Below are 23,623 nucleotides of genomic sequence, written 5' to 3'. Positions count from 1 at the left end.
GGGAAGCGGTTCGAAGGCGGTCAGATAGCGCATCAAGGAAGGCTTGACCATCCCGCTTGCGGCGGACAGGCGGCGAGCTCAGCCGTTGCGCGCCTCGTGCAGCGCGCGCATCAGCCCGGCGACGTGCTGGCGCTTGTCGAGATTGTAGGTTTCGGTTTCCATGACCGTTTCGCTCGCCTGGCTCCAGAAGGCCGAAAGCCTTTCGGCGCGGCCGAAATCCCCCTGTTCCGCCGCGTGGCGGGCCAGCGATGCTGCCCGGTCGAGAACGTGCCGGTTGAAGAGCGCGAAGGCAATCGCCTTGTCGCGTCCGGCGACTGCGTCGGCGATCCTATGTGCCGCTCCGACCGCGAACTGTCCGGATGCCGAAGCGCCATCGACCGCGTCGGCGATCTCCAGGCCACCATACTGGGTCAGGAGTACCGCATCGCGCACGCTGCCTGCAGCCCGCCGGGCGAGCGCAGCACCCGCTTCGCCCTCGGGCAGTGACAGCCCGATCCCATCCACCGCGATGCGGAACTCGGCTTCGGGGAGTGGTTGCAAGCGAATCATCTGACACCGCGAGCGAATGGTCGGCAATAGGCCGCCGGCCGCATGCGATATCAGAACGAACTGGGTGCGTGCGGGAGGCTCTTCCAGCGACTTCAGCAGAGCGTTGGCGGCGTTCTGGTTCATGTCGTCGGCCGGATCGATGATTACCACCCGGTAGCCGCCATCATGCGAGGTCATCGACAGGAATCGCTGTACCTTTCGCACCTCCTCGACGGTCACCGCTGTGCGGAAAGCCTTGGTGCGATCGTTGAGCGGCCGCGTCAGGTGAAGGATCGAGGGGTGCGCGCCCCCGGCGATCAGGCGGAAGAGCGGAGAAGAAGGGTCCGGAACCGCGAGCTGGTCGGGAGCCTCGGTCCCATCCCGGTGTTTCAGGAGATGATGTGCGAGGTGAAAGGCCAACGTCGCCTTGCCGATACCTTGCGGACCGGCGAAGATCATCGCGTGATGGAGCTTGCCGGCCTGGTGCGCCGCCGCAAGCCGCGAGGCCGCTTCTTGGTGGCCTGCCAGCAGCGGGTTTTCGGCCGGTTCGGGAATGTCGGCCAGGGTGTCGTGCTGTTCCGGGGCGATGCGCTCGAACATCATCCCGCCTCCATCTCGTCCTCGCGCGCGGCGATCAGATCGGCCACGAGCCCGGCGATCTCGGCGGCGACATCCTCGGCAGGCTGCGCGGCATCGATCACCTTGCAGCGCTCGGGTTCGTTGCGGGCAATCTCCTGGAACGCCTCGCGCCGGCGTTGGTGCACCTCGATCTCTTCCTTCTCGTAGCGGTCGGCGCCCTCTTCCCCTCGCCTTTCGTCAGCGCGGCGCAGGCCTTCGGCAGGATCGAGATCGAGAACCAGGGTCAGATCCGGCATCATGCCGTTGACCGTCACCCGCTCGAGCGTAGCCATGAAGTCGGCATCGAGCCCGCCGGTCACACCCTGATAGACGCGGGAGGAGTCGACAAACCGGTCGCACAGCACGGTCACACCACGCTCGACGGCGGGGCGGATAACCTGCTCGACATGGTCGTAGCGTGCGGCGCCGAACAGCACCGCCTCCATCGCAGGGCCGAATGGCTCGGCAGCGCCCGACAGCAAGACATGGCGGACCGCCTCCGCACCCGGTGATCCGCCCGGCTCGCGGGTCACCAGCACGTCGTGGCCCTGGTCGCGCAGGATATCTGCAAGGATGCGGATCTGCGTCGACTTGCCGGCGCCCTCCCCTCCCTCGAACGTGATGAACAAGCCGCGGTCCACGGGTGAATCGGCCTTCCGTCTTGTGGCCTCGCCTACATAAGGCGAGCGGGCAGCCAGGTCCATCGCCGCGCGGATCGTTGCATCAGCGCAGCCAGCCGATCAGAAGTTCCTCGATCGCGTCGAGCGCGCGCCTGTGGAGCGGCCCCCTGCCGACATTCTCGCTGGCGAAGAGCGGCGTTTCCTGGCTGAGCGTGTCGCCGATCCAGACCTTCAGCGCTCCGACCGGGGTGCCGGCCTCGACCGGGGCGATCACCGGGCCTTCATAGACGATGCGTGCGATCAGCCGGTCGCGGTTGGTGATCGGGATGAAGATCGAGACGGGGCCGTTCGCCTTCAGCTCGACGCCGCCCTTGGCGCCACCATAAAGCTTGGCCTCGCCGATCACCTCGCCGTCGGCAAAGATTTCGCGCTTTTCGAAGGCGCGCATGCCCCAGTCAAGCACCTTGCGCGCTTCCTCGGCGCGAACATTGGGGCTCGACATACCGCTCAGCGCCACGAAAAGCCGGCGGCCGTCGCGGGTCGCCGAGCCGACGATGCCGTAGCCGGACTCCTCGGTGTAGCCGGTCTTCAGGCCGTCGGCGCCAATGTCCATCTTCAGGAGCGGATTGCGGTTGGACTGCTTGATCTTGTTCCAGGTGAAATCCGGCAGCGCGTAATAGCGGTAAAATTGCGGGTATTCGCGCCAGATGTGCATGGCGAGCCGGGCCAGTTCCTTGACCGTCACGAACTGGCCTTCGGCTGGCAGGCCGGTCGAATTCTTGAACACCGACTGCTCCAGGCCGATCTTGCGGGCACGCTCGGTCATCAGCTGGGCAAAGTTTTCCTCCGACCCGGCCATGCCCTCGGCAATCACAATGCAGCCGTCATTGGCAGACTGCACGATGACGCCCTTGATCAGGTCTTCGAGCCGGATCGAGGATTTGAGTTCGGCAAACATCGTCGAGGTGCCCGATGGCGCGCCACCCGTGCGCCAGGCATTCTCACTGACAAGGAATTCATCGTCGAGACTCAGCCGCCCGGATTTGATGGCGTGAAAGACGACCTCCATCGTCATCAGCTTGGCGAGCGACGCTGGCGGGATCAGCTTGTCCGGATCCTTCGAGAGCAGTACGGTGCCGGTTTCGGCATCGATCATGAAGGCGGTGTCGGCACGCGTCTCGAACAGTTGTGCGAAGGCGTGTTGCGGGAAAACGGCGATGGCCAACAGGCTCAGAAGAGCTGCAAAGGCCGAAAACTTGATCCTGGACACCGCTACCCCACACGCATCTGACGGCGCCCGCCGGTGCAAACCGGACGGGATGCCGCAAGGTCGACCCCGGCGAGGACACTAGCAAACCGGCGTCGCCACGATCAACGTGTGGAAGCAGGTTGTTATTCGCGGACGGTGAGTGCCTCGTCCGCGCCGGCAGCCCATGCCTGGCGCAGGATGTCGTCGACCGGCGCGCGCCCGTCCGGATGGACGTTGACCGTATACCAGGGGGCGGTGGCGTCGCTGTCCGTGACGATTTCGGCACGGCCATGCGCCGAAAGCGCGGCCACGAGGCGTTCGGCGTCGCCGCGGTCGCCATAGGTGCCGACGGAGACGTATTCGCCGCCCACCGGGTGTGATGCGGCAACGTTGCTGCCGTCCTTCCATGCCGCCGAGCCTTCGGAAGCGAAAGCCGCAAGTGCTGCGGCCGAGCCCGCCTCGCGCCGCTCGGCATAGGAGAGCGCGACGAGAACCGCCGGCCGTTCGGGAAGCGCCGGGCCGAAGGCCGGCAGCGCCGGATCGCCAATGCTAGCTGCCGGTGCGATGGCCAGCGGCTCCGGCTGCAGCGTGCGCACGCCGACCGGCGCTGACGGCGTCGGCCCGTTCATCGCAATCATGACGCCGGGCTGGATCGCATCATCCATGCCTTCGCCGGGCTGGTACGACGCCATCAGGAACTGGTCGTCCTGGCCGTGCAGCGGCGCGCGTCCCATATACTCGACCTTCACCTTGGCGACGCCCGAATGTGTGTAGTCGAGCAGTTCCGCCGCGCGCTTCGACAAGTCGATGATGCGGTTGTGGGCGAAGGGGCCACGGTCGTTGACACGCACCACGACAGAGGAGCCGTTGGCCATGTTGGTGACGCGGGCATAGCTCGGCAGCGGCATTGTCGGATGCGCCGCCGTCAGATGGGTCATGTCGTAGACTTCACCATTGGCGGTGAGCCGGCCGTGGAAAGCGGAACCATACCATGAGGCCGCCCCGACCTTGACGTAGTCGGGGTCTTCCTTGGGACGGTACCACTTGCCCTTGACCTTGTACGGCTTGCCGATCTGCTCGCGGCCGCCGCCGCGCCGTAGGTTCGAACGCTTGCTCGTTACCTTTGGACTCGCCTGGACGCCGTATTCGGCCTCGGAAAAATACTCCTTGGACGTGCCGGCGAGCTTCGGCTTGGGTGTGGAGGCGCTCGTGCAGCCAGCCAGTGCGGCTGCGACCATGGCAACGCCCGCGTAGCGGATGGCATGTCGGAAACGCCGCACGCGTGAAAAATGCATAGTGGAAACGTCCCCAGTCGCCGACAATTGACTGCTACCCACGTCCGTACCTTATTTGGCCCTGCCGGTCAGCCCCCCTGGCGGGCCGTCAGAGCTTTCTGCATCGGAACGGTTTAGCAACCTGTAAATCCCTTGTGGCGAGAACTGGGCAATAATGTGGCCTGCGCCGCACTTCGCGCGCTGCGTTCACCGGTCAGGCAAGCGATGTTTCCCAGGGCGTGAAGCGACATCCTTGAATTGGCAGGCGGGTTCAAGCATAGACGGGTCAGCACGGAGGGATGGCCGAGCGGTTTAAGGCACCGGTCTTGAAAACCGGCGTGGCAGCGATGTCACCGTGGGTTCGAATCCCACTCCCTCCGCCACCTGACCTTTGCGAAAGCGTTCTGCCGATCCGGCTGCGGCCGGATTTTCTCGTTGTTTTCGAGGGTTATGCGGGTGGAACTGAGCACCGGCCCCGGCGCCAAGAGCCCCGGAAGCGGTCTCTTAAGGCCGATGTTCTCTGGACCTGATGACTACGCTGATTTGGTGAATTTCTTACAAGTTATTGAAAAAGTGTTTGTTTTCGATGCGTGCGCCTGAACACTTCGACGGTAGTGGCGTTTGCCAGAAGGAACTCATCTCGAAACCTTGCCTGTCGGCGAGGCAGTTCGCAGGATTGGCGGGATGAGTGCACGTTACTGCACCTCGATGAATGACCTTGTTGGGGCCGGACGCTGACTGGCGGCTTTAGGCGGGCCAATCGTCAAATCGGACTTAGGCCGTGTGGTTGCTTCCTACCGTTGGAAGACGTGTTGCTGTTTGTTATCGAGCGCATGGCGCGCGACCAGCGCGGCTGATATGAAGCATGGCGGCGGCGAGCCGCCACTACTCTGGACGGCAGAGCGACCGTCACCCGAATGGGCGGGGATCCATAGGAGCCCGCCGGGGCACGGCTGCCCCCGCGGACATGTACGACCGCCTCATCATCAGGCGCGGACCTCCTGGCGCTGAAAAACCACATAGGCAAGCGTGAACAAGATCAGCATCGCCGCGACTAGCCCGGAAAACTGGGGCCAGACGATCACGAGACTTTGCAAGGTCGGCAGCGGCGCGCCGATGACGGCGCCTTGCAATTGATGCATGAAGAGCGGCCCGACCGAGCGCGCCGCGGGATCAAGCAGGAGGGTTGTCACTTCGCCATAAAGGGTTTGTGGAGAAAGGCGCGCTATGGCCTGTTGCCACTCGAACTGGGCCAGCACGGTCATGGGCTCGAGCGGATCGATCGGTGCGATCACGCCGGCAAGCAATGGTGCGATCATGCCCCAGAACAAGGTAAGCACGAGCCACATCGACAAGGCGGCCAACGCTGAGGTGGCAGGAGAGCGGACCAGAGTCGAGAAAGTGATGGCGACGGCCAGCCAGACCCCGGCATAGGCGAGCGTGGCTGCGAGCCAGAACATCCCCCGCACAATGTCCGCACCCGATGGCGGCAGACCGAGAAACACGATGCCCAGGCCCACCATCAGCAGCCACAGCGTCAGCAAGGCTATCGCGATGACGATGAATCCCCCCACGAACTTCCCGAACAACACGGCGTCCCGGTAGATCGGCTGCGCAAGCAAGCGGCTCATCGTCCGGCGACTAAACTCGCCATTGATCGCATCGAAGCCGAGGGCGATCGCGACAAGAGGTAGCAAGAAGCCCAGAAAGGCGGCGAAGGACGGAAGCGGCTCGCGCGCCACCGTGAACAGTTTCAAGAACAGGTAGGCGTCCTCGGCCGTGGTATCGCGAATGCGGTCGATTGCGCCGTAGACCGCGCCGATGGCCGTCAGCAACACCAGCAGCATAATGAGATGCATGCGCGCGCTGGTCATGTGATCGGCTGCCTCCTTGAGGGCAACCGTGCCCACGCCCGTGAGCGGGGAGCCTTTACGCTGCATTGGCGACCTCCTTGAAGTAACGGTTGTAGGCCTGGTCGAGGCGGGCACGGCGCAGATCGAGATTCTTGAGAGACCCGCCGCCCTGCACAACGAGCCGGGCGAGTTCGGGACGAAGATCGCGGGTGGCTTCGACCTCCCAGTGACCTTGTCCCGATGAGCGGATGGACTTGACGCCCTCGGTCGAAGAAGCGGCGGTCTCAAGGTCGACCCCCTCGGCCTCGACGTCGACAATGAAGGCGCCGCCGCCAATTTGCTTCGCAAGATCCTCGACCGTCCCGATAAAGCCGATCCGGCCTTTGCTGAACAGGGCGATCCGGTGGCAGATAGACTGCACGACATCGAGCATGTGCGAGGACAGCAAGATCGTCATGCCAGCACGGCTCAGCTGTTCGATCAGCGCGAGCAGGTCCTGTGTCGACTGCGGATCAAGGCCGGATGTTGGTTCATCGAGTATCGCGACCTTGCTCTCACGCATGAGCAGTTCGGCAAGCCCGAGCCTTTGCCGCATGCCGCGCGAATAGGTCCCGGCCGGACGGTCGGCCGCCGCGGTCAGCCGGACCTTGGCGAGCGCGGCGTCGATCCGCTCGCGGGCCTGATCACGGGACATGCCCGCCAGGCGCGCGCTGTAGCTGAGATTTTCGCGCCCGGTCATGGTTTCATAGAAGCCGACCGCATCGGGCAAGTACCCGACTTCGCGTTTGACTTCGAGGGGCTGGCGCAGCGGATCCTTGCCCAGGATGCGGACACTGCCCGCGGTGGGTTCCGTCAAACCGAGCAGCATCAGGATCGTGGTGGTCTTGCCGGCGCCGTTCGGCCCGAGAAGGCCAATCACCTCCCCGGCAGCGACCGAGAGGTCAACGCCGTTGACGGCGACGGTGGTTCCGTAGTGCTTAGTAAGCCCTCTTGCTTCGATTACGGTAGTCATCGCCGGCCATACCTCATCACGGCACCTCCCAGTACCAGCACCGCGGCGGCGATCACGCCAAGGCCCGCGATCCCCCACAAGGTGGAAGTCCTCACCGTGGTGCGGAACTGCACCTCTTCCGAGACCGGTCCTCCGGCGGCGCGCACGGCCACCATGTAATCTCCGGCGATGGCACGCTCGGAGGGCGTGATCTTGACTGCGACCTTGTCGCTCGCGTTCGGTGCGATTTGGTCGACAAGTTTCGGTTCAAAATCGACATTCCAGCCGGTCGGCGGCGTGGCCGAGAGTTCGATATCCTTAGCGGGCGCGCTGCCTGTGTTGAACAGCGTGAAGGTGAAGCTGGTTTCTTTGCCGGCCTGCGCCTCTCCCGAAAGCCGCTCTTGCGGACCGACAATCTGCACCGCCGGTTCCCCGGTAACCTCGAGGCTCAGCTCGGCGGTTGCCGTTTGTCCGTTGCCCGAGACCGTGAAGCCGACCGGGTAGCGGCCCGCCGCGGTCGCACGCGGCGGCACAACCTCAACGGTCACCGTCTCGGTGGCGCTGGCACCGATGGGCAGGCCGGTGATCTCGTCCGATCCGTAGCCCTTCTTGAACCGGGTCCGGAAACCCGGCGGCACGTCCGCGGCAAGGTTGAACAGCCCTTCCTCCGGAGTGTCATTCGCGACCTTGACCTTGTAGGAGAAGGTTGAGCGGGCCGTGCCGCGCAGGGCCGGCAGTTCCGGTTCGAGTTCGAGACCGCCCGCCTCCGGCGCATCATCGGAAATGCGCACGGCGAGGGGCAGTGTGACTGTCCCGGAGCCGGTGCGCGCACGGACCTCTATCTGGTGAGTCGCCAACTCGGCGTCCCCGGGCGGGGTCAGCTCGAGGGTCAGCCGCTCGGTGGAATCCATCGAGACCATCGCCGCCGACACCTCGTTGCCGCCGCCCTTTAGCGCCCACTTCCATTCCTCCGGGACGCCTGCCACCTCAATCGACGCGCGCTGCGGCGGCAGTTTTTCGTTGCGTAGCGTGAGCGTGACGGATTCCGTCTCACCAGGCGGGATCGTCAATTCCGGATAAGGCGTCGTGAGCCAGAAACCTGTCGTAACGGCAGGCTGCTCCGCGTTGTCCTGCGCCGCCAGCGGTGCCGGTGCCATCAGCAAACCTGCAAGTGCGGCTGCCGCGAAACCCTTGCTCAGATATCTCATCTTGAATTCTCCCTTGGATGTTGCATTGAAGGCCATGGCGCTTGATCTTACTAACGGATCACCAGGAGCAGCCTGCTGCCGCCGCGAAACAGGTCGAGCGCAATGGTGCCGCGCGCCTCGCCAATGAAATGGGTGAGGTCTGTCAGCGTTCTGACCGCGTTGCGGTTGACGGCAACAATGACGTCGCCGGTCCGCAGGCCCGCGAGTGCGGCCGAACTGCCAGGTTCGACATGGTCCACGAAGACATTGCCGGACGCGTCCTGAAAGCTCGCGCCGGCAAGCCGATCGGGCAGCGCAGCGGTGGCGTATGTCTCATCGGGCTCGACGCGGACGCGCACTGTGTTTCGCGCGCCTTCGCGAAGCCAAACGATTTCCACTTCGGAACCGGCGCGGGTCAGGCCGATGCGGTTACGCAAGTCGGCCGAGCTGGAAATTGACCTTCCGTCAACAGCGACGATGATATCCCCGGCCTCCAGGCCAGCTTCAGCCGCGGGTGAATTGTCCTCGACGCTGGCAATGATGGCCCCGTAGGCCTGATCGACCCCGAGCGCTTCGGCGAGGTCGGGCGTCAAGTCTTGGATGGTCACGCCGAGACGACCGCGCCGGACCTCCCCGTGCTCGATGATCTGTGTCATGACTGCGGCGGCCATATCGATCGGTACCGCGAAACCGATGCCGACATTGCCGCCGGACGGTGCGATGATGGCGGTGTTGATGCCGATCAGCCGTCCGTCGGCGGTCACGAGCGCCCCGCCTGAGTTGCCCGGATTGATCGACGCATCGGTCTGGATAAAATCTTCGTAGCCCTCGAGATTAATGCCGCTGCGACCGAGCGCGCTGACGATGCCCGACGTGACCGTCTGACCCAGCCCGAAGGGGTTGCCGATCGCCACTACATCGTCGCCGACGCGCAGCGCATCCGGATCGCCCGGTGGAAGTGCCGTCAAGTTGTCGGCTTCGATCCGCAGCACGGCGATATCGGTTGCCTTGTCGCTGCCGATCAGTTCGGCCGCGAATCGGCGGCGATCCTTCAGCGTGACGGCGATCTCCTCTGCACCTTCGATGACGTGATGGTTGGTAAGCACGTAGCCCTCCTGTGCATCGACGATCACGCCGGATCCCGCGCTCATGCGCCGGGGGCTGGACGGCGGTGGCGGGAGATCGAAAAAGCGGCGAAAATAGGGGTCGCCAAAGAGTGGGTTGGTCTCAGCAGGCATCCGCGATGTCACGGCAATGTTCACCACGGCGGGCGTGACGATCTCCAGGACGTCCGCGAGCGGGCGCGCTTGACTGATCTGCGGGTCGGTGTCTGCTGCTGTGACCGGCGCGACACTGCATCCGGTAAAGGAAAGGATGATGGCCGCGCCCAGAATGGCGATGAACCGGTTTACAGGCTCTGGCAAGCAAACAGTCATGCTCACTCTCCCCGAAAACTGTCTTCCTTTGCTCCGGAAGGCGACTTATCGGGCCGGCCGCCTTCGTCAGTTTGCATGGCCGCGTCAGGGAAGCGGCGTTGTGATCAGGCTTGCCCCGCCGGGTCTCTAGCCGCCGACAGGTGCTGCGCGGCGAGAAACATCAGGGTCGAGGCGACGGTTCGCCGGTCCCAGCCGACGGATTCTGCCCTATCAAGAAAGCCCTTCACCCACGGCCGCAAGGCGATGCGGCACTCCTTTTCATGGGCGAGGATGTCCTCTACCGGATATTGCGGCGGCGCGAGGATCGCGACGTTCTGCGAGTTCATCTGAGCGTCCTTGGGGACGCCCGCGCGCCCAGGCGGGGCGCGGGCGTTCTTCGTCTGACGTGGTCAGAAGTCCATGCCGCCGGCCGGCATCGCCGGTGCGGTTTCCTTCTTCGGTCGTTCGGCAACCATGGCCTCGGTCGTGACCAGCAGGCCGGCAACCGAAGCGGCGTCCTGCAGCGCGGTGCGCACGACCTTAACCGGATCGATCACGCCCTGCTTGTAGAGGTCGCCGAATTCGTTGGTCTGGGCGTTCCACCCCCAGGCGAAGTCGGGCTTCTCCCGCAGCTTGCCGACGATAATCGAACCCTCGGCGCCGGCGTTCTGAGCGATCTGGCGAACCGGCGCTTCGATGGCGCGCCGGACGATCTCGACACCAAACTGCTGGTCCGGATTCTCCACTTTCAGATTATCGAGGGCTTTCGCCGCGCGCAGCAGCGCAACGCCGCCGCCGGGCAGAATGCCTTCCTCGACCGCCGCCCGCGTGGCGTGGAGCGCGTCATCAACGCGGTCCTTCTTCTCCTTGACCTCGACCTCGGTCGCACCGCCGACGCGGATGACAGCGACGCCACCGGCGAGCTTGGCCAGCCGCTCCTGCAGCTTCTCGCGGTCGTAGTCGGAGCTGGTCTCCTCGATCTGCGCCTTGATCTGGGCAACGCGGCCCTGGATCTCGTCCTTGGAGCCCGCGCCATCGACAATGGTGGTGTTTTCCTTTTCGATCACCACCTTCTTGGCTCGGCCCAGCATGTCGAGGGTCACGTTTTCGAGCTTGATGCCCAGATCCTCCGAGATGGCCGTGCCGCCCGTCAGAACGGCGATATCCTGAAGCATGGCCTTGCGGCGGTCACCGAAGCCCGGCGCCTTGACGGCCGCGACCTTCAGCCCGCCGCGCAGCTTGTTGACGACCAGCGTGGCCAGGGCCTCGCCCTCGACGTCCTCGGCGATGATGACGAGCGGCTTGGACGACTGCACGACCGACTCCAGAACCGGAAGCATGGCCTGCAGGTTGGAGAGCTTCTTCTCGTGGATCAGGACATAGGGCTCTTCGAGCTCGACTCGCATCTTGTCCTGGTCCGTAATGAAGTAGGGCGAGAGATAGCCGCGGTCGAACTGCATGCCTTCGACGACCTCAAGCTCGGTCTCGGCGGTCTTGGCTTCCTCGACGGTGATGACACCCTCGTTGCCGACCTTCTGCATGGCCTCGGCGATCATTGCGCCGATTTCCTTCTCGCCATTGGCGGAGATGGTGCCGACCTGGGCGACCTCGCCATTCTGGGTAATCTTGCGGGCGTTGCGCTTGACTTCCTCGACGACGGCCTCAACGGCCTTATCGATGCCGCGCTTCAGGTCCATCGGATTCATGCCGGACGCAACAGCCTTCGCACCCTCCTTGACGATGGCCTGGGCGAGAACGGTTGCCGTGGTCGTTCCATCGCCGGCGAGATCATTGGTCTTCGATGCGACCTCGCGCACCATCTGGGCGCCCATATTCTCAAATTTGTCCTCGAGCTCGATCTCCTTGGCGACGGTGACGCCGTCCTTGGTAATGCGGGGTGCGCCGAACGACTTGTCGATGACGACGTTGCGGCCCTTGGGGCCGAGCGTGACCTTGACGGCGTCCGCCAGAATATTGACGCCCTTGAGCATGCGTTCGCGCGCGTCGGTGTGGAATTTCACATCCTTGGCAGCCATTGGATTCACTCCTTTTCTATAGGCAGCAATCTTGACTGGAGAGGGCGCCGTCAGGCCGCCTTCTTCATGGTGTTGTTGACTTCGACTACGCCGAGCACGTCGCTTTCCTTCATGATCAGCAGGTCTTCGCCATCAAGCCGGATCTCGGTGCCGGACCACTTGCCGAACAAGATGCGATCGCCGATGGCGACGTCCAGCGGCTGCAACTGGCCGGACTCGTCGCGCGTGCCCGGCCCGGCCGCGATGACCTCGCCTTCCATCGGTTTTTCTTTCGCATTGTCGGGAATGATGATGCCGCCGGCCGTCTTCTCTTCGGCCTCGACCCTTCGAACAAGGATGCGGTCGTGCAATGGACGGAACGTCATGTCGTTCTCCTCTTTGGGACAAACACGTTGAGAGGTTCCACCGCGCCGGTTCCAGCGAACCGGAACGGGGTGCGCGGCCCGGATTCGGCGCCGCGCGCGGATGAGCTAGTTTCGTGTTTTTGGAGTTTCAAGAGGTCGACGCAAAAAAGTTAGCACTCGGGAGTCCGGAGTGCTAGCGCCTTGAAAATGCGCCACTAATACGAGCAAATGCGCACGCCGCCGGGCGTTCGGCCTGCTTGAATTTTTGCAAGATGCCACCAAAATAAGAGCAACTTCGGCGCTCGCCGGAGGCCAAATGCGAAGCACAAGCAAAGGAGCTTATCTGAGACGGAGGACAACGATGAACCGACAGAAAATGCCGCCGATCATCCCCTCTTTGGTTCCCGAAACATCCGATCTCGCATGTGACCGCCTGCTGTCGCCGGCGGAACATTTCAGTAGTCCGGGCGCGGTCCTGGCGGACGAAACGCTCGATGTCCAGGAAAAGCGGGCCATCCTGTCCTCATGGGCGTCGGACGCCTGCGCCGTTGAATCAAATCCGGCGCTGCGCCGGCAGCCGGGCGCCCGGCTGCCGGTTTCTTTCGATCAGATCATGGACGCCTTGTGCCGGCTCGATGCGCTCGGATCGTCAAGGCCCGCGCCAGATCGCCGGGACATGCCGGATCGGCTTGATGCGTGACGTTGCGGAGAAAGGGAGATTTACATGTCAACAAGGGTCAGCAGGCAGTTCTGCCTGCAGATGGAGGGTTACGGCCTGACCACTGCCGAGATTCACTATCATCTGCCTGATCATCCAAACCTGCTTCAGCTTTTTGTCTGGCAGGAATACGATCTGGCGCCGCACTTCCCGGAGCTCAAGGGCTTTCTTGGTTACTGGGAGCGTGAGCTCGAGGGTGCGTTGCACTCGGTGCGCATCGCCCATCGTCGTCTCATCGAACCGGCCGAATGGCAGGCAGTGGATGGCATCATCCCGCTGCACTAGCGCGCCGCGAATAACGGTCGGAAAACAGCAGTCCGCCCCGCCACGGCGGCCCCCACAGGCTAGGTTTCGTCTTCGGGCGGATCCAGAATGTCGATCAACTCGCTCACACGGCTGCCGGGGAGCGGACGACCGGCGCCAATCAGTGCTTCTTCATTGTGCAACCATCCCCAGGCCTCGCGGAGTTCCCGCGGCGAGGCGCCGCTGGCGATGAGGTCTGCGACAAGGTCGTCGTCGACCGGCCCGACGATGGAGATGATTTGCTCTCGTGTCATGTCTTTTCTCCGGCGTGGGTTTGCGCCCGCGGCAGGCGACACGCACCGCCGCGGATGCCGGCCTGCGTCAGTTCGAAATGGCGATGCGCTTGACCTGCGAGCGCGCCTTCTCGCTCTTGGGCAAGGTCACCGTCAGGACACCGTTCCTGAACCGCGCGTCGACCTTGTCTTCCTGGACTTCGTAGCCGAGCGGAATGCGGCGCTCGAAGCGGCCGTAAAAGCGTTCCGAGAAATGCTTGTCCCCACTCTGCGTCTCGGAGCGCTTCTCGCCCTTCAATGTCAGGACACCCTCATCGAGCAGGACCTCGATGTCCTTTTCCTCGAGCCCGGGCACCTCGGCAGTCACCTTGATGTCCTTGTCGCCATCCGAGACTTCGACGCTTGGCCAGTGGCCGCCGAAAGAGGGTGCGCCACCCAGGGACGGGAGGCCCGCGCCGAAGTCGCGGAAGACATCGTCAAACAGACGGTTCACTTCCCGGTGCAGCGAGAGGAAGGGATCTCGTTCGCCGTCACGGAAAACGCTCGGAGGCCGGCTGGCGCTGTTCCGGCTCCAGGGGATCAGGTCACGAACACTCATTTTGGTTTCTCCTTTCTGTTCATCGATATCAGCCCAACACGCCGCCGTCGGCGCCGGGCACGCCGGCGCCGTGCATATGGCAGTGCGATTGGAAGCGGCCTTAGGCGGCCTGTTTGTCAGCCTTGACCCGCTTCGACTCGACCCGGTGTGCGGTCGTCCCTGCCACGATCTCAATCCGGCGCGGCTTCATCTCTTCGGGAATTTCGCGCTTGAGATCGATCGTCAGCAGGCCATTGTCGAGGCCCGCACCCGTGACCTTCACGTGATCGGCAAGCTCGAAGCGGCGTTCGAAGCCGCGCCCGGCAATGCCGCGATGCAGGTACTGGCCGTTATCGTTGCCAGACTTCTGACCTGACACCATCAGCAGGTTCTGCTCCTGTGTGATGTCCAGTTCTGCCTCGCTGAAGCCGGCCACCGCCATCGTGATGCGGTAGTGATCATCACTGGTCTTGGCGATGTCGTAAGGAGGCCAGTTGTCGGGGGCCTCAACGCGGCTCGCGGTTTCGAGCGCATTCAACATGCGTTCAAACCCGATGCCCGAACGATACAGGGGAGAAAAATCGAAAGTGGTTCTCATAGCCACATCCTCCTGTGAGCAACATGGGTACAAGTTCGTGCGGCCGGAGCTATCGCATTCCATGCCGCCTGCAGGCCCCGATATGGGCACCTACCACCGTTGATTTAGGTGTGTCTTGTCAATCGTCAAGGGTGATGAATGCGGCGTCGCCCCGGCTGTTCGCCGAGGTTTGCTATAGCCGTTTGGAGCGAGGCACTGGTCAATGGCGGGAAAGACAGATCGAGAATTCCGCACTGTCGAGCTTAATGTGCCCTGAAGGCAGTCGGCGCTTCTGTCTACGCCGCCGATGCCCAAAATGGGAGATCCCGCTCCGCGAGGCCAAGCACAAGGGCCTGATCACGCTCCAGACCTTTCAGAAGATCCAGCACCGGCTGGAGGGCAACGCCAAGGCGCCAGCGTGCAGAGATATCAGCGCCGACTTCCCGCTTCAAGAATTTGCCACCTGTGGTTCGTGCGGGTGTCCCCTGACCGCTTGCTGGTTGACCAGCCGCGGCGCCAAGAAGCATCCCTATTCTGACCAATAACAGCTGCGTCGATCGCCGCAAGTCGATCCCGCGTGACCAGGTCGAGGGCGCGTTCGAAACGATGCTTCACGACCTGACACCAAAGCGGCGCATGTATGCGATCGGCAAGGTGACTATTAAGAAAGCTGTATGATGTGCGTCTGCTATTGGGAGTTCCCAATTCGGATTTGAATGGCCGGAATGAGGGCGCGAAGCAGCCATTCGCGTATGGAAGACCTGCCGCCGCGGATTAATTGCTGTTACCGAGCATCCGGCACTGTTCGGCCCAATCATCCGGTGCGGATCCCTTGAGCGCTTCTGCGGTGGACTTCGGGTCCTGGCTTCCATCCAGGATCGCCTCGACGATGTCGGGCGCGAGCAGCGTGACCCGCAGGACGCGGGTCACATACGACGGTGCGATACCCTCCCGCTCGGCCAGTTCGGCGATGGTGGCGAACTCGCCGGACTCCAGCATGCGTTTCCATCGGAACGCGCGGGCCAGTGCCTTGACCAGCGTGTTGTCGGTTCGGCGCGGTTGCGTAGCACCTTCGGGCATCTGCATCTCCTTGCGGCAGCCGCGCTTCACGAGGCGGAACGGGACGTGCAACGTGACGGTGTCGGGAATCGGCGCGCTGCGGGTCATGCGGCCTCTCTGTCGTTGGAAGCCCGCATTTCGCGGTAGAGACTGCCGAGCCCATCGATGCGAAGGCGCACATCGAGCCCGTCAGTGCCAACATCGACGCGTTCGACCAGCAGTGCCACGATGCGCGCCTGCTCGGCGGGGAACAGTTCGTCCCACAATGGGTCAATCTTCTGGAGTGCGGAACGCGCGTCGGCTTCCGTGATGTCGTCGGCGTGGGTGCGTGCCGCCTTCCACGTCGCTGCGACGATCTCGGGCTGGCGGAACGCGACCCGGAGCTGGTCGATGACGGCGGCCTCGATCTCGCCGGCGGGCACGCGGCCGACCGGGCACGACCCGGCGCCATGCTTCAGCACCGTCTGGCTGACATAGTAGCGGTACAGCCTGGCGCCCTTCCGCGTGTGGGTCGGCGAGAACGCCGCGCCATCGGGACCGAACAGCAGCCCCTTCAGCAGCGCGGGCGTCTCGGCGCGGGTGCGCGCGGCGCGCTTTCGCGGGCTTTCCTGCAGGATGGTATGGACGCGGTCCCAGGTCTCGCGGTCGATGATGGCTTCGTGCTCGCCGGGATAGCTCTCGCCCTTGTGGACCGCCTTGCCGATATAGGCGCGGTTGTTGAGCATCCGATACAGGTACTTCTTGTCGATCCGGTTGCCGCGTGGCGTGCGGATGCCGCGCTGCGCAACCTCGCGGGCCAGTTCCGTGCCCGAGCCGATCTCGAGGAAGCGGGCGAAGATCCAGCGGACATGCGCGGCGGCTTCGTCGTCGATGACCAGTTTCCGGTTCAGGGCGTGGTAGCCGTAGGGCGGCACCCCACCCATCCACATGCCCTTCTTGCGGCTGGCGGCAAACTTGTCGCGGATGCGCTCGGCCGTGACCTCACGCTCGAACTGGGCGAAGCTGAGCAGGATGTTCAGCGTCAGGCGGCCCATCGACGTCGTCGTGTTGAAGGACTGCGTGACCGAGACGAAGGTCACGCCGTTCCGATCGAACACCTCGACCAGCTTGGCGAAGTCGGCGAGCGACCGGCTCAGGCGGTCGATCTTGTAGACCACGACCACGTCGACCAGCCCGTCCTCGATGTCCTCCTGCAGGCGCTGCAGACCGGGGCGGTCGAGCGTACCGCCCGAGATGCCACCGTCATCATACTGATCGCGAACCAGCACCCAGCCCTCGGAGCGCTGGCTCGCAATGAAGGCCTCGCAAGCTTCTCGCTGGGCGTGCAGCGAGTTGAACTCCTGTTCCAGCCCCTCTTCGGAGGATTTGCGCGTGTAGATGGCACACCGCTGCTTGCGCACGATCTTCGATTTCTCCGGGAGCTTCGTCATGTCCGCCCCCTGTGGTTCTTGAGGCCGAAGAACACCCAGCCATTCCAGCGCGTGCCGGTGATGGCCCGCGCGATCGACGACAGCGACTTGTAGGGCCGCCCCTGCCATTCGAAGCCGTCAGCGGTCACTGTGACGATCTGTTCGACGCCCTGCCATTCGCGCAGAAGGCGCGTGCCAGTGATCGGGCGGTCACGGTCGAGGCGGACACTGCGCTTGGATCGGTCGCCCCCGTCCAGTTCCTCGCCGAGCCGCTCCAGCCGGCGGATCGTCTCCGGCTTCAGCCCGCCATAGGCCAATTCCTGGATGCGGTAGGCGAGCCGGCTTTCCAGGTAGCGGCGGTTGAACGGCGGCGGTTCGCTGTCGAAGAGGTCGCGCCACTGCGCCTTCAGTTCGGGCGCCGTTGCCGCCTTGAGCGCGGCCAGGCGGGCAAGGACGGCCGGATCGTCATGGCGGCCTCCCCTGCCCTTCGCGTCGTTCGTGGAGACTGTTGTCATCGGAACTCCCCCTTGCGGTCGTCCCGACACACGCTCTCCCGGGCGCCGAAGTGAAGCGACTTGTCTGCATCATCGCCAGATAGTTCGCTTGACTGTCGAAGCCTCAGCCGGATCAGACCGAGAGCCAGGATTGAGCAGAGTTCCTGCCGACGCTCTATCGAGCCCAACATCTCGGCGGGGATCGGATTCGCGCCTGACGCGGATCTGCGCAGCGTTTCGAAGAAGTACATCGAGTGGTGGTAACCCGCCCCGGACCGCGCTCCAATCATCGAGCGAATCGTAGCGTAGTCCTGCGTATCCACCGGATTTTGCTGCACAATTGTAGCGGCGAGGATTATTTTCCTGTATATTCCAGAGCGTGCTTCGAGATGGAGAACCCGCTTGACCCGAGCCTACCTGCAACAGCACGAACTGGCAGCCCGGTGGCGCATCAGCCCAAGAACGCTTGAGCGCTGGAGATGGCGCAAGACAGGTCCCAGCTATACCAAGATCGGCGGCAGGGTCGTCTATTCGCTGGAAGATGTGGAGGCCTACGAGAGGCGGAGGCGCGCCCAGACCCATTCCTCGATCATCGGCGACTGGAGGGCGGCTTGACCTCCACGCCACCGATTTCCCTGCGCCCAAAACAGCCAGCGGAAGAGATGGGCGCGACCGATGCCTTCCATCCAAGGCTGCCCGCCGCTCTCACGGCGCAGATGGCGAAGCTGTTCTCCGGCGGGTATTCCCTGATCCCGCTCGGTGGCGCCGATGGCAAGCGGCCGACGGTACGCTTCCGGGAGCGCAAGCGGCTGCCGCTCGCTTCCGTCCTGGAGCGAATGGCGGGAGGTGGCAACACCACCTACGGCATCCGCCTCGATGGTCTGCTGGTCGTGGATGTCGACACGGACACGCCGGAGGCCCGCGACTATGTCGAGCGGCGTTTCGGCGCCTGCGGGTACACCACCCGAACGGGTCGCGGTTTCCACCTCTTCTTCCGACATCGGGGAAAGCGACCGGCTCCCGTCCGGCTTCCCGGCATCGCGATCGACTTCAAGATGGGGGAGAACGAGTTCGTCGTCGGCCCGCTTTCGGAGCGCCCGGACGGGATTGTCTACCAGCCGTCAGGACTTCTTGCAGCAGCCGAGCACCTCCCCGTCTTCATGGACCACTTTGAAGACACGAAAGAGCTGGGTCACGGCCGCAGACGGGTTGCCAGAGGCGGTCGCCACCTCGCGCTCAAGCGCGAAGGTTACCGGCTCGCACTTACCGCTGCGACTTTTGAGGAACTTGCCGCCGGGCTGCGTCGGTACCGCGACACGCTCATCGAAGCGCCCGAGGATTTTCCCGACCGCAGGATCGACAGCCTCGCATCCTGGTTCTGGGAGAAGCGCGAGGCGGGGCGGCTTTACGGGCGCGGCAATTCGACGGTTTCCATTCCCCGCCGCGCGATCCGCCTGCTTGCGCATCAGGGCGAGCCGCTCGCGTTCCAGCTCTATTCCATGCTTCAGGCAGCGCATGGCCACGTCCCGAGCAAGACGTTCGCCATCGTGCCGGACGGAATCCGCAACAGCGGCCTGATCAAAGCCGGCAGAAGCCAGCTCTATGCCGCCATCGAGGTACTGATACGAACCAGGCTGATCGTGAGGGTGGCCAAAGGCACCAGGAACCGCGAGCCGCACCAGTACCGGCTGGTCCCCCTGCAGGAACTTCAAGAAGAAGGAGAAGGGTCTATGCTTACATTGGTACCCTCTGCGGGTACAGGTTCAAGAAACCTTGCGCGCAAGGAGCAAGCCGCATGAGCCCCGCGCCCCGTACTCGCCTCCATCCTCCTGATGATCCTTCCAGCGCCCGCGTGCTGGACTGGACAGAACCTTTTGCAAGGCGGGTTCTCGCACGGCTCTCCGAATATGACGACCGGCGCGTCAAGCCGCGGAACCGCAACACGGTGGTTCCATTCGCACCACCTGGCGCTTGTCGCCGCAACGGCTGCCTCTAGACGAAACGCACACGATGCGCCACGAATCCCAACTCCAGATCCAGTACCGTCCTGCCTCGGGTCTGATCCCGTACGCCCGCAATGCGCGCACTCACTCCGAGGCACAGGTGGCGGAGATCGCGGCATCCATCCGGGAGTTCGGGTGGACCAACCCCATCCTGGTCGACGGCGAGAACGGGGTCGTTGCCGGCCACGGACGGCTGCTGGCGGCGAGAAAGCTCGGCATGGCACAGGTTCCGGTCATCGAGCTTGCAGGTCTCAGCGAGGCACAAAGGCGCGCCTACGTCATCGCCGACAACAGGCTGGCGCTCAACGCCGGGTGGGACAACGAGCTGTTGGCGCTGGAGTTCGGCGATCTGGAGAGCCTGGGCTTCGATCTGGCCCTAACCGGCTTCGGCGAGGAGGAGATCGCGGCGCTGACTGCGCGCGGCACGACCGGCCTCACCGATCCGGATGCCATCCCTGCCCCGCCCGCAAAGCCTGCAAGCCGTCGCGGCGATCTCTGGGTCCTCGGCAACCATCGTCTGATCTGCGGTGATGCCACCAGTGAAGCGGACGTCGCCCGCCTGCTGGGTTGCGTCTCCCCTCACCTGCTGGTCACCGATCCTCCCTATGGCGTCAACTACGATCCGGCCTGGCGCGGGAAGCTGAATGGTGCCGAGGGGCTTGCGACCGGCAAGGTGGCCAACGACGACCGCGCCGACTGGCGTGAGGCCTGGGCACTGTTTTCCGGCGATGTCGCCTATGTCTGGCACGGCGCCCTTCACGCCGGGATCGTGGCGGAAAGCCTCGAGGCCTCGGGCTTTGCCATCCGGTCCCAGATCGTATGGGACAAGACCCGCCTGGTGATCGGCCGCGGGGACTATCACTGGCAACATGAGCCGGCGTGGTACGCTGTGCGCAAGGGCAGGAAGGGCCACTGGAAGGGCGACCGCAAGCAGACGACCGTCTGGCAGATACCGCACCGCAAGAACGACAGCGGCCATGGCACGCAGAAGCCGGTGGAGTGCATGCGCCGCCCGATCGAGAACAATTCCTCTCCCGGTCAGGCCGTCTACGAGCCGTTCAGTGGATCCGGCACGACGATCATAGCCGCAGAGATGACGGGGCGGTGCTGCCATGCCATCGAGCTCGACCCGGCCTATGTCGATGTGGCGGTGAAGCGCTGGCAGTCCTTCACCGGCGAGACGGCCATGCTGGAAGGCGGCGATGCGTCCTTTGCGACTGTGGCTGCCGAACGCGGTGCGCAGGCAAGCTGATGCCAATGCCGGACGCAAGCAAGGGAACATCCAGAGGGATTGAGGAGACCAAGAACGCCCGCTGCAGGATCAAGCGTGCCCGGGAACCGAAGCAATGGCAGGCCCCCCGGGGGGGGGGCGGTTCGGATCTCTGGAGAATCCGACTGGGGACCGCGCGGGGTCCTTTCTTCACAGATCCGCGAAATTGGCAGGGGGGTCCCGGCACCATGACGGTATCGAGAACCGCGCAAATCCGGGGTTTGTCTGGTGAAATGAAGGCCAGAGACAGGCTCCGGCAGTCGACCAACTCCACAGTCGCCGCCGTGCTTTGTGCAAGACAAGCCGGGCACTGAGGGCAACCCGATGCGTGGACGCAAGCCTCTTCCGACAGCGATGAAGATCGTGCTTGGCAACCCTGGCAAGCGGCCGCTCAACCACCTGGAGCCGAAACCCGTGGCCGCCATGCCCACCTGTCCCGCCCACCTGTCACCGACGGCCAAGGCCGAATGGAAGCGGCTTGGCCGCTATCTCCACCGGCTTGGCATCATGAGCGATCTCGACCGGGCCGCCTTCGCTGCCTACTGCCAGGCCTATGGCCGCTGGGTGGAAGCCGAAAAACGGCTGAAGGAAACGCCGACGCTGCTCAAGACGCCCGCCGGCTACGTGCAGCCCTCCCCCTGGCTGGCGATTGCCAACAAGAATGTCGAGCTCATGCACAAGTTCATGTGTGAACTCGGCCTCTCGCCGTCATCCCGGAGCCGGGTGACCACCAGTTCCTCTCTCGGCCCGAAGCCATGGGAGTTCAGCGGGCTGGAAGCCGAGGACGACGAGTTCTTCTCATAGGCACGATTCTGGCCCTGTGCGACTTGCCACAGCGACTGTACGATCGGCAGGACGCCCTCACCCGCCGACTCCGTCACGCCAGGTCACGCGCTTGACGTTGTAGACCTTGTCGAGCCGGCGGATCGTCATCGTCATCGTCATCCTTTGCCCGGCGGTCGGTAGTTCCTAGCTTACACGCATCCACCAGCGCTCGCGGCAGCGCCCGCAGCACATCTTGGTCCAGCGGCTCGAAAAAGCGTACGATACGACAGTGCCTACATTCGATGCGGATCAGCGAGCCATTCGCATGCGCGTGCGAGCGCGATGATACCGGCGCCCCACATCGCCATCAATAGCGCCGCCATCGCGGTGACTCGAGCAGCCTCTTGACGTCTTTCCCGGTTATCGGTTTGCCAGGCTGGCTCACCAAGACGCGCGGGCCGTCGCGGCCCCGGTCGGTTTCGAGCATCGCCGTCGCGATCCCGCAGGTAGCGTCGAAGGTGATGGTGCGGAGCTTCATCGTGCGTCTCCTCGTCTGGCTGCCGGTCGCGCCGGCTTTCTAGATTCGGCTTCTCTCCGCGCTCCGGACTTCATCCACATCGACGTTGGACGGTCCAGTCGCTGATCCCGGCCTCGAGATGCAGGCAGGCAGTCCATCACGACTGCGCTTGCTGGCATCGGGGTCGACACGCATCTGGGCAGAATGGCGCTGCGCCAATGCCGTCACTGGCGGGACGGCGCGGTCCGGCCCCGTCAGTCGACCTTTCTCACAGTGATATCCGCCTCGACATCGAGCCCCAGGGTGAGCGGGAAGGAGACGTGGTGCCCCCGCGTGGTGATGTTGTCGTCATGCACGGCCAGGGTAACGGTGAGCGTGCTGCCAGGATCGAGCACCGCATCGTCGGGCTCGCCCGTATCAAGCGGACGGACCCAGACGACGGTCCATGTGCCGTCCTCCCACGTTCCCAGCACCTCCATGTTATCCGCTGCCGAGCCCGACGCTTGGGCACGGCTGAGGACGTATTGCGGGACCATCTCTCCCTCAGTCCAGTCGAGATCGGGATCGAAGGGGACGGTATTCTCTCCAAGGATCAGCGCGCCGGCCTCGGCCCGCTCGACGATCTCGTCGGCGCGGCGCGATCTATAGCCGGTCTTCACGGCGTCGAACATGTACTTCGGCCGCTTCGCGTCCTTGTCCCAGTTCGAGGTAAAGACAGGCTGGCCGGCGTCTGAGAGGCGGTATTCCAGCACATAGCCGTCGTCGGCCATGCCGACAGGGTTCGAGCGGTGTGCCCGCCACTGCATCAGGTCGGCGAAGCCGCGGTCCACCTTGATCCCGGCGATCTCCTCGGGGGTCTTCGTCGCTTCCCAGTTCGCATCCTCATCCGCGCGCGAGGCGGCGAGGTATTTGCGCACGTCGCTCTTGCCCAGAACCTCGCCGAGCAGCGGATGCGCTTTCACCTTGTCCGCATTCGGCTCGTCCGGCATGTCGCGCATGCTATTGTGGCACGAGAGCCAGCAGCCCTGCTCGGCGAAGGCGGGCACGCTCCCGCCGTCCAGCATCATCGACAGGCGGTCCTCGTAAATCGCCGGGCCGCCCTCCTGCCAGACGTCCGGATGCAACCTCGGTGCGCCCCAGCGCTCCCAGCCCTCGCCGTCGAAGCGCCAGTGCGGATGCGCCACGCCCGGATAGGGGTTCTGGGTTGCCCACTGGAAGCGGAGATAGAGGTTCTCGTCGTCGTGGGCGGCCTGCACGCGAAGGTCGATGACCGGCTTCTTGCCCTCGATGGGGCGCGGTTCGAGCGGCCCGCCCCCGACGATGCTGCGGCCGAGTTCGGCCGCGTCGTCCTTGTGACAGGTCCGGCAAGCCATGCCGGCCGCAACCTGTGCGCCGCCCGCGTGCTCGTCGCTCCGGAGCCACTGCAGGCTGGCCTGCCCGGGCCAGAAGAGCGTCACCTCGTGGACCGGCAGCTCTGACCAGTCGGCGGGAGCCTGCGCGGCCGCGGGGCCACCGGCGGCAAATCCCAGGGCGAGCGCGAGGGCGGTAAGCGAGTAACGACGGCGTGTCATCTGCGTCTCCTC

Annotated in this window: 25 protein-coding genes and 1 tRNA gene; 7 read left to right on the top strand and 19 right to left on the bottom strand. The window is 64.1% G+C overall.

The genetic code is table 11. The annotated features are described in order from the left end of the window. Positions 1-78: 78 nt before the first annotated feature. From FQ775_RS07855 to FQ775_RS07840, 4 genes are all read right to left on the bottom strand, one after another. Positions 79-1,131: a DNA polymerase III subunit delta' gene (locus tag FQ775_RS07855; protein WP_146298175.1), complete on the bottom strand. Its 1,053-nt coding sequence runs from the start codon at positions 1,129-1,131 to the stop codon at positions 79-81. Further along, positions 1,128-1,787 carry a dTMP kinase gene (gene tmk, locus FQ775_RS07850; protein ID WP_146298174.1) on the bottom strand — a complete coding sequence of 220 codons (660 nt, stop codon included), beginning with the start codon at positions 1,785-1,787 and terminating at the stop codon, positions 1,128-1,130. The genes FQ775_RS07855 and tmk overlap by 4 nt, the downstream gene beginning before the upstream one ends. Before the next feature lie 82 nt (positions 1,788-1,869). Continuing rightward, complete coding sequence (locus FQ775_RS07845) at positions 1,870-3,000, bottom strand: D-alanyl-D-alanine carboxypeptidase family protein (protein WP_246730357.1); 1,131 nt, start codon at positions 2,998-3,000, stop codon at positions 1,870-1,872. A 158-nt stretch (positions 3,001-3,158) separates the two neighbouring features. Beyond that, positions 3,159-4,310 carry a septal ring lytic transglycosylase RlpA family protein gene (locus FQ775_RS07840; protein WP_146298172.1) on the bottom strand — a complete coding sequence of 384 codons (1,152 nt, stop codon included), beginning with the start codon at positions 4,308-4,310 and terminating at the stop codon, positions 3,159-3,161. A 272-nt stretch (positions 4,311-4,582) separates the two neighbouring features. Here FQ775_RS07840 and FQ775_RS07835 point away from each other — a divergent pair. Then, positions 4,583-4,672: transfer RNA gene (locus FQ775_RS07835), tRNA-Ser, on the top strand. Positions 4,673-5,275: 603 nt separating this feature from the next. On the opposite strand, the gene FQ775_RS07830 is transcribed toward FQ775_RS07835, so the two are convergent. The 7 genes from FQ775_RS07830 to FQ775_RS07800 all read right to left on the bottom strand — a co-directional run bounded on the left by FQ775_RS07830 (position 5,276) and on the right by FQ775_RS07800 (position 12,136). Next, the gene (locus FQ775_RS07830) at positions 5,276-6,229 is read right to left on the bottom strand and encodes an ABC transporter permease (protein WP_146300998.1); all 954 of its coding nucleotides are present in this window, start codon (positions 6,227-6,229) and stop codon (positions 5,276-5,278) included. After that, positions 6,219-7,154, bottom strand: coding sequence for an ABC transporter ATP-binding protein (locus FQ775_RS07825; protein ID WP_146300997.1), 936 nt, complete (start codon positions 7,152-7,154; stop codon positions 6,219-6,221). The genes FQ775_RS07830 and FQ775_RS07825 overlap by 11 nt, the downstream gene beginning before the upstream one ends. After that, entirely contained in the window at positions 7,151-8,341 is a 1,191-nt protein-coding gene (locus FQ775_RS07820; RefSeq protein WP_146302058.1) for a COG1470 family protein, read from the bottom strand. The genes FQ775_RS07825 and FQ775_RS07820 overlap by 4 nt, the downstream gene beginning before the upstream one ends. A 50-nt stretch (positions 8,342-8,391) precedes the next feature. Continuing rightward, the gene (locus tag FQ775_RS07815; RefSeq protein ID WP_146300996.1) at positions 8,392-9,756 is read right to left on the bottom strand and encodes a DegQ family serine endoprotease; all 1,365 of its coding nucleotides are present in this window, start codon (positions 9,754-9,756) and stop codon (positions 8,392-8,394) included. 104 nt (positions 9,757-9,860) lie between these two features. Beyond that, positions 9,861-10,082: a hypothetical protein gene (locus FQ775_RS07810; protein WP_146300995.1), complete on the bottom strand. Its 222-nt coding sequence runs from the start codon at positions 10,080-10,082 to the stop codon at positions 9,861-9,863. 63 nt (positions 10,083-10,145) lie between these two features. Then, positions 10,146-11,771, bottom strand: a complete 1,626-nt coding sequence (gene groL / locus FQ775_RS07805; RefSeq protein WP_167812837.1) for a chaperonin GroEL — start codon at positions 11,769-11,771, stop codon at positions 10,146-10,148. Between the two features lie 50 nt (positions 11,772-11,821). Further along, the gene (locus tag FQ775_RS07800; protein ID WP_146301232.1) at positions 11,822-12,136 is read right to left on the bottom strand and encodes a co-chaperone GroES; all 315 of its coding nucleotides are present in this window, start codon (positions 12,134-12,136) and stop codon (positions 11,822-11,824) included. Between the two features lie 340 nt (positions 12,137-12,476). Between FQ775_RS07800 and FQ775_RS07795 the strand changes: the two genes are divergently transcribed. Beyond that, complete coding sequence (locus FQ775_RS07795; protein WP_246730296.1) at positions 12,477-12,815, top strand: hypothetical protein; 339 nt, start codon at positions 12,477-12,479, stop codon at positions 12,813-12,815. 24 nt (positions 12,816-12,839) lie between these two features. Continuing rightward, a complete protein-coding gene (locus tag FQ775_RS07790) occupies positions 12,840-13,118 on the top strand; it encodes an usg protein (RefSeq protein ID WP_146301231.1) in 279 nt (92 codons plus the stop codon). 59 nt (positions 13,119-13,177) lie between these two features. Here the strand turns inward: FQ775_RS07790 and FQ775_RS07785 are convergent, their stop codons facing one another. From FQ775_RS07785 to FQ775_RS07760, 6 genes are all read right to left on the bottom strand, one after another. Continuing rightward, complete coding sequence (locus FQ775_RS07785) at positions 13,178-13,390, bottom strand: hypothetical protein (protein ID WP_146301230.1); 213 nt, start codon at positions 13,388-13,390, stop codon at positions 13,178-13,180. Between the two features lie 67 nt (positions 13,391-13,457). After that, positions 13,458-13,967 carry an Hsp20/alpha crystallin family protein gene (locus FQ775_RS07780; RefSeq protein WP_146301229.1) on the bottom strand — a complete coding sequence of 170 codons (510 nt, stop codon included), beginning with the start codon at positions 13,965-13,967 and terminating at the stop codon, positions 13,458-13,460. 100 nt (positions 13,968-14,067) lie between these two features. Then, complete coding sequence (locus FQ775_RS07775; RefSeq protein ID WP_146301228.1) at positions 14,068-14,544, bottom strand: Hsp20 family protein; 477 nt, start codon at positions 14,542-14,544, stop codon at positions 14,068-14,070. A 753-nt stretch (positions 14,545-15,297) separates the two neighbouring features. Next, the gene (locus FQ775_RS07770) at positions 15,298-15,690 is read right to left on the bottom strand and encodes a hypothetical protein (RefSeq protein WP_206064849.1); all 393 of its coding nucleotides are present in this window, start codon (positions 15,688-15,690) and stop codon (positions 15,298-15,300) included. Next, complete coding sequence (locus FQ775_RS07765) at positions 15,687-17,012, bottom strand: recombinase family protein (protein WP_167812836.1); 1,326 nt, start codon at positions 17,010-17,012, stop codon at positions 15,687-15,689. Before FQ775_RS07765 ends, FQ775_RS07770 begins: the two co-directional genes overlap by 4 nt. Beyond that, a complete protein-coding gene (locus FQ775_RS07760) occupies positions 17,009-17,506 on the bottom strand; it encodes a DUF2924 domain-containing protein (protein WP_167812834.1) in 498 nt (165 codons plus the stop codon). The genes FQ775_RS07765 and FQ775_RS07760 overlap by 4 nt, the downstream gene beginning before the upstream one ends. Positions 17,507-17,887: 381 nt before the next feature. Here FQ775_RS07760 and FQ775_RS07755 point away from each other — a divergent pair, with 381 nt between their 5' ends. The 4 genes from FQ775_RS07755 (at position 17,888) to FQ775_RS07740 (ending at position 21,562) form a co-directional block, all read left to right on the top strand. Next, the gene (locus FQ775_RS07755) at positions 17,888-18,100 is read left to right on the top strand and encodes a helix-turn-helix transcriptional regulator (RefSeq protein WP_146298861.1); all 213 of its coding nucleotides are present in this window, start codon (positions 17,888-17,890) and stop codon (positions 18,098-18,100) included. Continuing rightward, on the top strand, positions 18,097-19,284 hold the full coding sequence (locus FQ775_RS07750; RefSeq protein ID WP_206064848.1) for a bifunctional DNA primase/polymerase: 1,188 nt from the start codon (positions 18,097-18,099) through the stop codon (positions 19,282-19,284). The genes FQ775_RS07755 and FQ775_RS07750 overlap by 4 nt, the downstream gene beginning before the upstream one ends. A gap of 211 nt (positions 19,285-19,495) precedes the next feature. Then, positions 19,496-20,740 (top strand): site-specific DNA-methyltransferase, encoded by a 1,245-nt coding sequence (locus tag FQ775_RS07745; protein ID WP_167812830.1) that lies wholly within the window; start codon positions 19,496-19,498, stop codon positions 20,738-20,740. Between the two features lie 342 nt (positions 20,741-21,082). Continuing rightward, positions 21,083-21,562, top strand: a complete 480-nt coding sequence (locus FQ775_RS07740) for a phage terminase small subunit P27 family (protein WP_167812828.1) — start codon at positions 21,083-21,085, stop codon at positions 21,560-21,562. A 328-nt stretch (positions 21,563-21,890) separates the two neighbouring features. Here FQ775_RS07740 and FQ775_RS07735 read toward each other — a convergent pair whose 3' ends face one another. Next, the gene (locus tag FQ775_RS07735) at positions 21,891-22,061 is read right to left on the bottom strand and encodes a hypothetical protein (protein ID WP_167812826.1); all 171 of its coding nucleotides are present in this window, start codon (positions 22,059-22,061) and stop codon (positions 21,891-21,893) included. A gap of 233 nt (positions 22,062-22,294) precedes the next feature. Further along, positions 22,295-23,611 (bottom strand): ethylbenzene dehydrogenase-related protein, encoded by a 1,317-nt coding sequence (locus FQ775_RS07730; RefSeq protein WP_146297753.1) that lies wholly within the window; start codon positions 23,609-23,611, stop codon positions 22,295-22,297. Positions 23,612-23,623: the final 12 nt, after the last annotated feature.

The sequence above is a fragment of the Nitratireductor mangrovi genome, assembly GCF_007922615.2.
GTDB lineage: Bacteria > Pseudomonadota > Alphaproteobacteria > Rhizobiales > Rhizobiaceae > Mangrovimarina > Mangrovimarina mangrovi.
Note: the sequence above shows the minus strand (reverse complement) of the source record. Positions and strands in the feature narration are given on the sequence as shown.